Annotated in this window: 12 protein-coding genes; 5 read left to right on the top strand and 7 right to left on the bottom strand. The window is 58.0% G+C overall.

Going from position 1 to position 11,831, the window contains the following annotated elements:
- The first annotated feature begins 6 nt into the window (after positions 1-6).
- Both QM701_RS10585 and allD read left to right on the top strand, forming a co-directional pair.
- On the top strand, positions 7-1,284 hold the full coding sequence (locus QM701_RS10585; RefSeq protein WP_415167026.1) for an MFS transporter: 1,278 nt from the start codon (positions 7-9) through the stop codon (positions 1,282-1,284).
- Between the two features lie 130 nt (positions 1,285-1,414).
- Positions 1,415-2,494: an ureidoglycolate dehydrogenase gene (gene allD / locus QM701_RS10580; RefSeq protein ID WP_415167025.1), complete on the top strand. Its 1,080-nt coding sequence runs from the start codon at positions 1,415-1,417 to the stop codon at positions 2,492-2,494.
- Positions 2,495-2,628: 134 nt separating this feature from the next.
- On the opposite strand, the gene QM701_RS10575 is transcribed toward allD, so the two are convergent.
- The 4 genes from QM701_RS10575 to QM701_RS10560 all read right to left on the bottom strand — a co-directional run bounded on the left by QM701_RS10575 (position 2,629) and on the right by QM701_RS10560 (position 7,158).
- Positions 2,629-3,486, bottom strand: coding sequence for an alpha/beta hydrolase (locus QM701_RS10575; protein ID WP_415167024.1), 858 nt, complete (start codon positions 3,484-3,486; stop codon positions 2,629-2,631).
- A gap of 348 nt (positions 3,487-3,834) precedes the next feature.
- The gene (gene dmpG / locus QM701_RS10570; RefSeq protein WP_415167023.1) at positions 3,835-4,866 is read right to left on the bottom strand and encodes a 4-hydroxy-2-oxovalerate aldolase; all 1,032 of its coding nucleotides are present in this window, start codon (positions 4,864-4,866) and stop codon (positions 3,835-3,837) included.
- 10 nt (positions 4,867-4,876) lie between these two features.
- Positions 4,877-5,794, bottom strand: a complete 918-nt coding sequence (locus QM701_RS10565) for an acetaldehyde dehydrogenase (acetylating) (protein ID WP_415167022.1) — start codon at positions 5,792-5,794, stop codon at positions 4,877-4,879.
- A gap of 38 nt (positions 5,795-5,832) precedes the next feature.
- Positions 5,833-7,158 carry an MFS transporter gene (locus tag QM701_RS10560; RefSeq protein WP_415169384.1) on the bottom strand — a complete coding sequence of 442 codons (1,326 nt, stop codon included), beginning with the start codon at positions 7,156-7,158 and terminating at the stop codon, positions 5,833-5,835.
- Between the two features lie 361 nt (positions 7,159-7,519).
- Between QM701_RS10560 and QM701_RS10555 the strand changes: the two genes are divergently transcribed.
- Positions 7,520-9,076, top strand: coding sequence for a cache domain-containing protein (locus QM701_RS10555; RefSeq protein ID WP_415167021.1), 1,557 nt, complete (start codon positions 7,520-7,522; stop codon positions 9,074-9,076).
- Positions 9,073-9,702 (top strand): response regulator transcription factor, encoded by a 630-nt coding sequence (locus QM701_RS10550; RefSeq protein ID WP_415167020.1) that lies wholly within the window; start codon positions 9,073-9,075, stop codon positions 9,700-9,702. Before QM701_RS10555 ends, QM701_RS10550 begins: the two co-directional genes overlap by 4 nt.
- A gap of 18 nt (positions 9,703-9,720) precedes the next feature.
- Here QM701_RS10550 and QM701_RS10545 read toward each other — a convergent pair whose 3' ends face one another.
- The 3 genes from QM701_RS10545 to QM701_RS10535 form a co-directional block, all read right to left on the bottom strand.
- Positions 9,721-10,167, bottom strand: coding sequence for a PPC domain-containing DNA-binding protein (locus QM701_RS10545; protein WP_415167019.1), 447 nt, complete (start codon positions 10,165-10,167; stop codon positions 9,721-9,723).
- A 312-nt stretch (positions 10,168-10,479) separates the two neighbouring features.
- On the bottom strand, positions 10,480-11,064 hold the full coding sequence (locus tag QM701_RS10540) for a terminase small subunit (protein ID WP_415167018.1): 585 nt from the start codon (positions 11,062-11,064) through the stop codon (positions 10,480-10,482).
- Positions 11,065-11,177: 113 nt separating this feature from the next.
- Positions 11,178-11,534: a hypothetical protein gene (locus tag QM701_RS10535; protein ID WP_415167017.1), complete on the bottom strand. Its 357-nt coding sequence runs from the start codon at positions 11,532-11,534 to the stop codon at positions 11,178-11,180.
- A gap of 30 nt (positions 11,535-11,564) precedes the next feature.
- On the opposite strand from QM701_RS10535, the gene QM701_RS10530 reads away from it, so the two are divergent.
- Positions 11,565-11,705: a hypothetical protein gene (locus QM701_RS10530; protein ID WP_415167016.1), complete on the top strand. Its 141-nt coding sequence runs from the start codon at positions 11,565-11,567 to the stop codon at positions 11,703-11,705.
- Positions 11,706-11,831 lie beyond the last annotated feature (126 nt).

The following is an 11,831-nucleotide window of genomic DNA, read 5'->3' as shown; positions in this document are numbered from 1 at the left end:
GGGGCTATGACGATCAGTATGGCGGTTCAGTCTGGTTTCAGATGGAAAGCCAGATATACAGTGCTCAGCATTTTATGGCTTGGTTGGCTGTTCTCTTTCCTGGACAGGATGGTAATCAGCGTGGCCTTGCCGTTCATCAGCAAGGATTTTCAGCTTGATGCGGCATCCCAAGGGATTATTCTGAGCACGTTTTTTGCCGGTTATGCGCTCTTCCAGATTCCAGGCGGCATGCTTGCCGACAAATTCGGCCCCAGGCGGGTTTTGGCGATTGCCATTGTCTGGTGGTCGATTTTCACGAGCATCACCGGGATGGTTTCTTCGTTCGCAGTTCTGCTGTTCTGCCGATTTATCTTTGGCGTGGGCGAAGGGTGTTTCCCCGGGGCGTCCTGGAAGACGATTGCCACCTATTTCCCGCCGAAGGAAAAGGCGACGGCAACCGCAATTCAAGGGTCGGTCAATACGCTTGGCCCGGCTATCGCGTCCCTGGTCGCCGCCGGGATCATCGCGGCCTACGGTTGGCGCACGGTCTTCATCGCATTGGGAATCCCCGGAATGTTGGTGGCCCTTGCGATCTGGGTCTATATCAAAGACGATCCAAGCAAGCATCCGCATGTCACGCCAGAAGACCTGGCAGAGTTGAATGCCGAAGCCAACGTGATGAAGGCTGCTCAAAAGTCGGATGGAACGGGAATCACCTTCAAGGATTTTCTCAAGACGTCGGTCCTGTGGCAGATGGTGCTGATCTGGTTCTTCTTCGACATTACCTTCTGGGGGTTCATCTCGTGGTTGCCGTCTTATCTGATGAAGGTTAGAGGGTTTTCTCTCCTGCAAACCGGGGTGTATGGCTCTCTGCCGTTCTTTGTCGGGACTTTTGGCATGTTGCTCGGAGGCTACCTTTCCGACCGGTTCAAGGGCTCAAGAAAATGGTTGTTTATTCCGGCCGCCATGGTCGCCGCCTTTTGCCTGTATCTGACGTTCAGCGTGGCCGCCGCGGAAATGGCGGTCGTTGCTCAATGCGTGTCGGCATTCTTCATGTTCGTGGCCTTTGCGGCGTTCTGGGGGTTGGTGGTCGACTCTATCCCCGCCGAAATCATGGGCGCCAGCTCGGGCACGGTGAATTTCGGTGGGCAGGTGGCGGGATTTGTTTCTCCCTTCGTGATGGGCTACCTGATTGATCTGAATCACGGATCGTTCGACATGGCTTTCATGTTCCTGATTGCAGGAACGGTGGCATCGGTCTTTGTGGCGTTGACGGTCAAGAGCAGCGATATCGCCAGCAGCTGATTTTTGAACCTACGCCAATGCGATTCGCTGACGACAGCGGTCGTGGTCGCCGGCAGGTCGCGCAACATGTTTTCTTTGAAATTTACGATCCGGTGCGGTTGACGGATCAATCAGACAAAGGAGATTGATGATGAATGAGCAGGCTGTCGTTTTCGTTGAAAAGGAAGAGTTGCACCGGCTGATCAAGAACAAGGTAATGAAGGCCGGATTGCCGGAAGACCACGCTGATGAAGTCGCCAACCATCTCAGCTACGCAGATAGCCGGGGTGTCCACTCGCACGGTGCGGTTCGTGTCGAGTATTACTCCGAGCGTATTGCCAAAGGTGGGAGTAACGCCAAGCCGAATTTCTCGTTTCGCAAGACAGGTCCCTGTACCGGCGTTTACGAGGGGGATAACGCCGTAGGCATGGTGGTGGCCAGGAATGGCATGGTTGAAGCCATCAAGATGGCGAAAGAGAACGGGATCGGTTTTGTCGGTATGCGCAAGTTGGGGCATTGCGGGACGCTATCCTATTTCCTCAGAATGGCGACCGATGAAAATCTGATCGCGATGTCGATGTGCCAGTCCGACCCGATGGTGGTTCCCTATGGATCGGCGGAGCCCTATTTTGGAACCAATCCGATTGGATTCGCCGCGCCTTGTGCAGGGCGTCCTCCGATCGTATTCGATATGGCGACTACGGTTGGCGCCTGGGGCAAGATATTGGACGCCAGAGCGAAGAACAAGCAGATTCCGCCGACCTGGGCCGTGGATAGTGCCGGTCGCCCGACAACCGATCCTTTTGCGGTCGGAGGTCTATTGGCCATTGCCGGCCCCAAGGGGTACGGGTTGATGATGATGGTCGATATCTTGTGCGGGTCGATGCTCGGTGTTCCCTTCGGAAAGCATGTGAGTTCCATGTACGCCGATCTGTCAGCCGGTCGCGATCTCGGGCAGATTCATCTGGTGATCAATCCTGAATTCTTTGGGGGAATGGACACCTTTGCCAGCTATCTTGGCCGGATGGTTGAGGAAATCCACGAGCTACGCCCGGCAGAGGGATGCGGCAAGGTTCTCGTCCCAGGCGAGTCCTCGGAGGCGGTGGCCGAGGGGTATGCCCGCAATGGAATTCCGATCGTCAAGGAAATCCATGATTACCTGGTCAGCGATGACGTCCACTATGACCGATATGACGGGAAGAGTGCTTTCGCTTCGGATTCTCAGGACTAAGCATTGTGCGTGAGAGGGAAAGAGGTTCGTCTTGTTGATAAGGGAGGCGGAAATTTCTGACGAGCCTGTTTCTCGAAGGTCGAATGGATCTCGAGGACTTAAAATTTATTCATTAAATGACATGTGCTTTTATGTTACAGATTATCCATCCACTGAATGATCTCGTTGTACACCGATAGGCCAGTGGGGTCGCTGGTATCTCTGTCGAAATCATGTGTCTCACTGTAAATTGTTATAAGTTTTGAGTCGGGAATGACCCTTGTTAGTGACTTGGACATTCTATAAGGAACGTCTGGATCCATCGTGGCCGCGGACAGGATTGTTGGAGGGAGGGCTGCGAGGCTTTGGGTGTCCAGTGAATATGTTTGAGGAGACTCATTGCCACAAAGCGTCTTTACCCATGTCCCATCCTGGCGTGCCGCTACATAGAGTGCGAATCGTGCGTTGATTGAGCCGTTTGTGATCGGACTGTCACCAACCATCCTCTCCAAATGTAGTAAATCTATGTTCTGGAAAGTCTTGTAGTACTTGCTCGGAGCAAGAAATGACTCCTCGTCCAGCCTTGTGTAGCCGTAAAGACAAATAAGCGCCTTTGGAGGCGTGATGCCGTTTCTCCGCACCGAGTCGCATAGCATGAAAACGAGATAAGCCCCTGCGGACCGTCCGAACAGAACGTAATTTTCGTTGCTCAAGTCAAGTAAGCTTTGGTTATTTTCTAGATAGAAAATAACCAGCTCATTGGACGTCTCAAGGATAGTGTCCAAGTTGGACTCGGGTGCTAATGGGTAGTCTAAAGCAAGAAAATCATATCCAGCGTGTAAGAATCTTTTTAGATAACTCGCCGGGAAATCATTTCGCGTTCCATATATCAAGCCACCTCCATGGAAATAAAGAATCGTTGTTTTCTTGTGAGGAGCTTCTGAACGATAAAGCGTCATTTTCAACTCAATGCCTTTGCCTGATGCAAATCGAAATATCTCGGGTTCTTGCATTGATTTTCTCCACTCAAGAGGTATGCGGTGTGCTTGGGGTTTTAGTCAGAGCTAGAATGGGTCGAAACTCGAAAGCCCTTGCTTTAGCTACCGCACCGCTATGGAACGCTACACGTCAATTATCACCCTCATTACGCCGCGTTCGCCAAGCTGATAACTCTGTACATCACGTGGATCTTCATGAAATGCAGCGCCGCAATCGTCTATCGGCCCGGCCAACTTGCGTTACGGCAGTTGTGAGACACATTTTCAGGCATAACACTGGTGTTGTTGCAATGACAGAGCACACTACGACCTCGTGTTGTTGTGAGGCGGGTAGCGCGGCTTGACGTCGGAACTCGACCACGGTTACGCCGGGGTGGTCCTGGCCTTGGACAACGTCATGGCCGTGTCTTCGATCATGTCCTCCTGGCCGCCGACCATGCCGCGGCGTCCCATTTCGACCAGTATTTCACGGGCCGGGACGCCGTACTTCGCTTCCGCGCGCTTGGCAAAAAGCAGGAAGGAGCCATAAACGCCGGCGTAGCCAAGGGTCAAGGCGTCACGGTTGACGCGGATCGGAAAATCCATGATCGGCACCACGAGATCTTCCGCCACGTCCTGTACCTTGTACAGGTCGATGCCGGTTTCGATGCCCATGCGCGCGCTTACCGCGACCAACACTTCCAGCGGCGTATTGCCGGCACCGGCCCCCAGTCCGGCCGCCGCCGCGTCTATCCGCGTGGCGCCGGCTCCTATCGCGGCAAGCGAATTGGCCACGCTCATGGCCAGGTTGTGATGGCCATGGAAACCCAGTTCGGTGTCCGGAGCGAGCGCCGCTCGTACCGCCGAAATCCGCGCCGTCACGTCGTCCGGCAGCATGTGGCCGGCCGAGTCGGTGATGTAGATGCAGTTGGCGCCGTAACCCTCCATCAGCCTGGCCTGCTCGACCAGTCCCTCCGGCGAATTCATGTGCGCCATCATCAGGAAACCGACGGTGTCGAGTCCCAGTTTGCGTGCCAGGGCGATGTGCTGCTCGGCAACGTCGGCCTCGGTACAGTGCGTGGCCACGCGGAGGGTGGTCACTCCCAGGTTGCATGCCATGCGCAGGTGGTCGACCGTGCCGATGCCGGGAAGCAGCAGCGCCGAGACCTTGGCGTTCTTCATCAGCGGTACGACGGCGGCCAGGTAGTCCTCGTCGCTGTGCGCCGGGAAACCATAGTTGACCGAGGCGCCGCCGAGGCCGTCGCCGTGGGTGACCTCGATCAGCGGCAGTCCCGCCGCGTCGAGGGCGGAAGCGATGGCTTTCATTTGCTCCAAAGTGATCTGGTGGCGTTTCGGATGCATGCCGTCACGCAAGGTCATGTCGTGGACGGCGATTTTCTTACCCTGAAGGTTCATTTTCGTCTCCCTAAACTATGGCTTTGGCAGCTTGCAGCTCGATCCGACCGGCCAGGAGTTCCTCGGCGAACATCTCGGCGGTGCGAACGGCGGCAGCGGTCATGATGTCGAGGTTGCCGGCATATTTCGGAAGGTAATCGCCGAGGCCCTCGACTTCGAGGAACACCGAAACGCGGCTGCCGTCGAAGACGGGGCCGTTGACCAACTTGTAGCCGGGCACGTATTTCTGGACTTCCCTGATCATGGCGTGAATCGATTGCGTGATCCTTTCGCGATCGGGTTCGCCCTCGGTCAGACAATGCACGGTGTCGCGCATGATCAGCGGCGGTTCGGCCGGGTTCAGAATGATGATCGCCTTGCCGACCTTGGCGCCTCCGATCTTCTCCACGGCGCTGGCGGTGGTCCGGGTGAATTCGTCGATGTTCTTGCGCGTCCCGGGGCCGGCGGACCTGCTCGAGACGGTGGCGACGATCTCGCCGTAGGCGACCGGCTGAACGCGCGAGACGGCGACGACCATCGGGATCGTCGCCTGCCCGCCGCAGGTGACCATATTGACGTTCATTTCGCCGCGGCCTACGTGCTCCGGCAGATTGGCCGGCGGCACGCAGAACGGTCCGATCGCCGCTGGAGTAAGGTCGATCATCAGGACGCCGAGCGCGTTGAGTTTGCGCGAATTTTCCGCATGCACATAGGCGCTCGTGGCGTCAAAGGCAATTTGGATGCGGTCGGCGGCGACGTGCGCCAGCAGTCCGTCCACGCCTTCGGCCGTTGTCTTCAGGCCGAACGCGCGGGCCCTGGCCAGACCTTCGGAACCGGGGTCGATGCCGACCATCCAGACCGGTTCGAGCAGCGGACTGCGTTTGAGTTTGTAGAGCAGATCGGTGCCGATATTGCCCGGCCCGATCAAGGCACATCCGATTTTCTTCATGTTGCGTTTCTCCGTTCGGTGAATAGAGCCGCCCGGCCTCAGTCGTCGAGTTCCTGGCCGTGCCGATCCTTGGAAAAGGCGATCGAAATCAGCGATATCACGCCGCAGATCATGATGAATATGGCTACCGGGACATAGCTGCCGTCGTACTCCTTCAACAGCCACGTGGCGATCAGCGGCGCGGGGCCTCCGACGATGGCGGCACCGATCTGGTATCCGAGGGAAACGCCCGTGTAGCGCACGTCCGCGGGATAGCTTTCCGCAAACAATGTGCCGAGCACCGCGCCATACATCGACCAGATCACGCCGAAGCCGATGACCACGGCGAGAATCAGCAGGGTTGTCAACTTCTGGTTCATCATCCAGAAAAACGGTATGGCATATGCCATCATGCAGACGGCGCCGGCGGAGTACATCTTGCGGCGGCCGATGTAGTCCGAAATGGCGCCGACGGCGAGCATTACCGGGATGGCGACGATGGCGGCGATCAGTACGGCGTTGAGCGCGATCCCGCGGCTGAAGCCCAGTTTGATCGCATAGGTCAGCGAAAACGTGGCAAAAATAAAGAATGTCGAGGTTTCGAGGAATTTGGCGCCGATCGTGGTCAGGACCGCGGGCCAGTGGTGTTTCAGCGTTTCGATCAGCGGCACGCGCGCGGTCTTTCTTTCCGAGCGGACCTTGTTGAACGAAGGGGTCTCGGCGACGGCGTTGCGAATCCACAGCCCGAGCCAGACCAGCAGCACCGACAGCAGGAAAGGCACGCGCCAGCCGTAGCTCAGAAACTGTTCGTTGGTGAAAATGGCGTTGGCCCCGGATGCCGTCAGGTTGCCGAGCGCCAAGCCGAACAGCGCGCCGGTTTGGGGAATGGCGCCGTAGAGGCCGCGGCGTTTCTTGGGCGAATACTCGACTGCCATCAACAGTCCTCCTCCCCATTCGCCGCCCAGCGCCAGTCCCTGTAACAAGCGCAGCAGGGTCAGCAGAACCGGAGCCCACATGCCGATCGAGTCGTAGGTCGGCATCAGGCCGATGCCGAAAGTCGACAGCCCCATGATGGAAAGCGTCATCACCAGCGTTTTTTTGCGGCCGATGCGGTCGCCGATGTGACTGAAGACGATGCCGCCGATCGGCCGGATCAGGAAAGCCAGGGCAAACGATGCCAGCGCCAGCATCTGCGCAGAAACCGGATCTGCCGCGGGGAAGAACAAAGGAGCGAAGACCAGGCCGGCCATCGTCCCGTACAGGAAATAGTCGTACCATTCCACCGCGCTCCCCACCGCGCTGCCGAGCAGCGCCCTGCGGCGCGTGGAGTCATCGATCAGATCGGCCTTGGTGACGGGCAGGTCGCCGGGTACGTCGGGCACCATGCTCACTGCCGCAGTATTCGTATTTGACATCAGAAACCTCCATTCCTGAATATTTCTCGGTAATTTCCCCCGTGCCGATGGCTGTCATGACGAATCCCGTCCGGCAGCCATGGCGCAACAAAAATTTAAGGAAATCCGTACCGCCCGGTAATTAGGGGGCGCCCTAGTTAGGGTTTACCCTGGCCCCGCGAAAGAGCCTCTTGCCGGGGCTGGAGGAGGCGTGCCACTTGGAGTATTTTGTCCGCATTAGCTCGGCCGGCAGGTCGACCGATATTGCCCTCTTCATTTGAATCCATGCCATATGCTTTCCCCTGTGAGTTCCCGCCTGGCACTTTTTGTTCATCAGCGGCTGAAGATCCGCATGCGCCTGCTGCTCGTTGGTCTGGTAAGCCTGCTGGGCTTCATCGTACTGACGGTGATTGCCATGCATTCGGTGCGTCAGCAGATGATCGAGGATCGGGTCGCCAGAATTCGGTACTTGGCCGAGGTTGGCCGAGGAGTTCTGCAATGGCAGTACCAACGCTTCCAGAACGGCGAGATCGATGAAGCGCGAGCCAAGAAGGAGGCCTTGGACGAATTGCGTACCTTGCGCTACGGCAACAACGAGTATTTTTTTGTCGATGACTTCGACTGTGTTTCGATCCTGCTGCCGAACATTCCGGAGTGGGAAGGGCGCAACTTTACCGACGAGGTCGATAGCGACGGCAAGCAGTTCGTCCGCATGCAGCGCGACACGGCGCTGCGCGGCGGCGGTACGGTCTATTACAAATTCCCAAAAGAGGATAGTCAGATCAGCGTGAATAAGGCTGCCTATATCCTGCCCTTCATGCCCTGGAAATGGCTGCTCGGTACCGGGGTCTATCTCGATGACGTGGACAGTGAAATCCGCGACATCCTATCGCATCTGCTGGCCGGCTTTTTCGTGGTGGTGGCGATTGCGGGGGGACTGGTGACTCTCATCTCGCGCGGAATGACGAAACCCCTGGAGCAACTGACCCGAGTTATCCGGCGTTTGACCGAACGGGATTACGAGGTCCAGATCGATGGCAAGGAACGCTCCGACGAAATCGGGGACATCGCGCGCGCCCTGGAAATTTTTAAGCAGACCGGCCGTGAATTCGAGGCCCTGCAGCTCGAATCGCGACGCAAGGAAATCGCTGTCGCCGAAGAACGTGCCGCCTGGCTGGAGCAGCAGCATGAAAGCGCCGTGCGCCTGGAACAGACTTCCCGCTTGATTACCGTCGGCGAAATGGCGACCAGCCTGGCGCATGAACTCAATCAGCCGCTGGCGACGATCACCAATTATTGCCGCGGTTGCGTCACCCTGCTCGAAGAGGGCGTGGCGGACCGGCAAGCCGTGCTCGAACCGATGCGCAAGGCCACGGCTCAGGCCGTGCGGGCCGCTATGATCATCACGCGCATTCGCACCTATTTGCGACGCAGCGCACCGGTGCTCGACGCGCAGGACCTCGGCGAGATCATCGGCGAAACCGTCGAGCTGACTGAACTCGCCGCTCGGCGCCAAGGCATCAGCATCTTGGTAAACAGGCCGCCGTCGCTGGCGCGCGTGATGGCCGACCGAATCATGATCCAGCAGTTGGTGCTCAACCTCATCCGCAACAGCATCGATGCCATGCAGGCCGGTATCTCGGATGAACAGCAGCTGACGATCACCTCGGCACAGGTCGGTTCGTTCGTCGAAACCCAGGTGATCGACCAGGGGCCGGGAATCGCCCCGGAGCACTGGGAAAAGATATTTCGGCCCTTCTTCACGACGAAACCCGACGGCATGGGAATGGGGCTCAACATCTGCCGTTCGATCATCGAATTTCATGGCGGCCGGCTGTGGATAAGCGCCAATTCGGCAGGAGGCGCCATATTTCACTTCACGCTCCCTTGCGAAACGGCTCAGCCATGACTCCCCTCGATGATGTGCCCTACACCATTTACGTGGTGGATGACGACGACGACTTCCGCGAATCGCTGGTCTGGTTGCTGCAATCGCACGGCTATCTGGTACAGGCCTTTGCTTCGGCAGAGAGTTTTCTGAGCATTTGCGAACAGGTACTGTTCGGTTGTCTGCTGGTCGATGTCCGCATGCCGGGCGCCAGCGGGTTGGATCTCCATGAACGCCTGGTCAACGGCGGAATCCACGTACCCACCTTGGTGATGAGCGGGCACGGCGATCTCAACATGGCCATATCAGCCTTTCGTAAAGGCGTCGTCGACTTCCTGGTGAAACCCCTTGACGACGTCTATCTGTTCTCGCGCATCGACCACTGCGTCGCTGTCGAAAAGGAAAACAAAAGGCGCATGCAGAGAAGCGAGGACGCCACGCGCCGGCTCAACCGGCTGACCTCGCGAGAACGCGAGGTGTTCGATGGCATACTTGCGGGAATGCTCAACAAACAGATCGCCGACCACCTGGGAATCAGCATCAAGACCGTTGAAGTACACCGCAGTCGGGTCATGGAAAAAATAGGGGCCACATCGGTGATCGAACTGGCGAGGTTCGGTCTCGCCGCCAAGCCTTCCGATACGTAGTTCCCAGGCGGACCGGGATCAGGGGTTCAGCAGCCTGAAGCCAGGCAGCCCGGATTCGAAACGGCGGACGGCCGTGCTGTCGAGCAGCTCGACGACGATGATTTCCATGACGTGCCAGACCTTCACGCCGTTGCGGATGCAGCCCACGAGGGCGGCATCCTTGTGGCCGCAGGCCATGTGCACGTGCGGAATCGGATTGCCTTGCTCGTCGGGGAAGATGGTGCCCACGCCGGCGATCTCGTGCGCCTCGTCGAGCAGGCGTTCGACGAACACCAGCGGATCGGCGCGGCCCACCTCCGTCCCCACGATCAGCCGGCTGCCCGCGTCGGCGTCGCCCAGGGCGATGAGCCCGGCCGCCGAGACGCTCTGCTCGCGGGCGAAGCGTTCCAGGCACGCATGCACGATATCGCCGTCTTCCAGCCGGATGACGAATACGCGCCCGGGCGAGGCTTGCGAGTACTTCATGGATGGATCACTCCTGGATCTGAATCCTAAGTATGGCATGGAAACATCGTGGTTAAGCGGTTTGCTGTTTTTGTACTTCCTTGTGGGTACACGCTTGGGTACACATTTTTTTGAAGTGTAGAGCCTTGGGCGGGCAAAACGGCACTCTTTGAACACTGGAGCCCACGCATGCCCAACTACTTACTTACCACCACCCAGATACAGGCACCCACTTACTTACATTGCCTTTGAACAGAAAACTGGCGAAAGTCCGGGGTTTGCATTACCCGTAATGCCTTTTTTCCGGAAGGACCCGCATTCCACAGATCGGCCTCACGGGGGACCATCATCTTCCTGTACGTCGCCGGGATCAAGCGCATCCATTCCCGCCAAGACCGCTTTCCGTACCATCTCGTTCCTGGCCTCGGCGATCGTCGTCATGATCAGGTCACGCACGGCTTGAGGCAAGTCAGGGCAGACGCGGGCAATGCCGGCCGGTATCTGGTCCAGGCGATCAACAACGGCTTGCGAGGCATCCGCCAGGACATCGGCCAGAATCTCAATCGGCGCGTACGTGCCGCGCGCCACTTCGTTCTTGATTTCCTGCCCCTCTCGCTGCGCCCGTGCCAACATCGCTCGCTCAGTAAGTAGATCGATCGGGCCATCCGTTCCTTGTCTGTCAGCAACCTCCTGCCGGGACTGGCATCCATCGAAGGTTATTGCCGCCTGCGCATCAACTCCGGCTTTCTTCCCGGTGTTACCGTCCGACCGGTGATTCTTGGTCCTCAAGGTATCCAGGTGCTTCGCCCTCCACTTTTCCGCCGCCTCGATGGAGTACGTCGGCATGCCATCTTTCTTCAGGCGGTAGCCCATGGCCTCGCTGATGCCCAATGCGTAACAAAGCTCTTTCATCTTCATGCCATCCGTCTCCTATACCAAACCCTCAACCTATCCGCAAAAGCTGATGAACACTGAGAAGGCGGGCATCGCATTACCCGTGCAGGCGCTCGACTGGAAGGACCCGTACCCACCTACCGCCAGTCGGACGGATACCAGCGCTCAAAGCTCTTGCACTCCGGCGGTGCGATCCATATCCGTTCCGTACCCCGCCCCGTTTCGAGGATCAGATAGCCGAGACCGCACGCCCACTGATACTGCACCCGCCCCTTGCCGATCGACTCGTGCCGCGTGGTTAGGTGCTGGCACATCGTGCAGTCCTTACCCGACATCGGCGCCGGCAGGCAAAGTATCTGCCAGGGCTTCAAGCCGTCCTGCAGGCAGACCCGGTGCCAGTGCCTGACCTGTTCGGCCGGCGCCATGGTTTCCAGGCCGAGCAGCAGGGCGGCCCGTTCGTTCTTTGGCAGTTGCCTGGACCGTGCCCATGCCATGACCAGCAGTACGGCAGCCGGATGGATCGGGTGGCACTCGCTGCCATCCTCGTTCATCCCTGCGCGAAGGTGTTGCGGCTGCGCCGCCGCCCCGCCCGCATCGTCGTCTATTTTGTCCGCTGGTTTACCTCTTCCCTGTTTTTTTACTGGGACAACTGGGACGCTGGGTGAAAAATCGTCTGTATCCGTTGCCATTACTGGGTTTGAGCTGTCCCAACAAGGGTGGGACACTGGCCCTTTTTGATGGGACACACTGGGACACTTTGGCCCCGATGCGCCGTCCTGCGACGTTCCGAG

The organism is Propionivibrio sp. (assembly GCF_047602565.1).
In the GTDB taxonomy this organism is placed as follows: domain Bacteria; phylum Pseudomonadota; class Gammaproteobacteria; order Burkholderiales; family Rhodocyclaceae; genus Propionivibrio.
Note: the sequence above shows the minus strand (reverse complement) of the source record. Positions and strands in the feature narration are given on the sequence as shown.

Excerpts from the sequence above, each read along its gene's own strand:
- dmpG (WP_415167023.1), bottom strand. The coding sequence starts at position 4,866 with ATGAACCTTCAGGGTAAGAAAATCGCCGTCCACGACATGACCTTGCGT.
- QM701_RS10540 (WP_415167018.1), bottom strand. The coding sequence starts at position 11,064 with ATGAAGATGAAAGAGCTTTGTTACGCATTGGGCATCAGCGAGGCCATG.
- allD (WP_415167025.1), top strand. The coding sequence starts at position 1,415 with ATGAATGAGCAGGCTGTCGTTTTCGTTGAAAAGGAAGAGTTGCACCGG.
- QM701_RS10585 (WP_415167026.1), top strand. The coding sequence starts at position 7 with ATGACGATCAGTATGGCGGTTCAGTCTGGTTTCAGATGGAAAGCCAGA.
- QM701_RS10535 (WP_415167017.1), bottom strand. The coding sequence starts at position 11,534 with ATGGCATGGGCACGGTCCAGGCAACTGCCAAAGAACGAACGGGCCGCC.
- QM701_RS10550 (WP_415167020.1), top strand. The coding sequence starts at position 9,073 with ATGACTCCCCTCGATGATGTGCCCTACACCATTTACGTGGTGGATGAC.
- QM701_RS10560 (WP_415169384.1), bottom strand. The coding sequence starts at position 7,158 with ATGGTGCCCGACGTACCCGGCGACCTGCCCGTCACCAAGGCCGATCTG.
- QM701_RS10565 (WP_415167022.1), bottom strand. The coding sequence starts at position 5,794 with ATGAAGAAAATCGGATGTGCCTTGATCGGGCCGGGCAATATCGGCACC.
- QM701_RS10545 (WP_415167019.1), bottom strand. The coding sequence starts at position 10,167 with ATGAAGTACTCGCAAGCCTCGCCCGGGCGCGTATTCGTCATCCGGCTG.
- QM701_RS10555 (WP_415167021.1), top strand. The coding sequence starts at position 7,520 with ATGCGCCTGCTGCTCGTTGGTCTGGTAAGCCTGCTGGGCTTCATCGTA.
- QM701_RS10575 (WP_415167024.1), bottom strand. The coding sequence starts at position 3,486 with ATGCAAGAACCCGAGATATTTCGATTTGCATCAGGCAAAGGCATTGAG.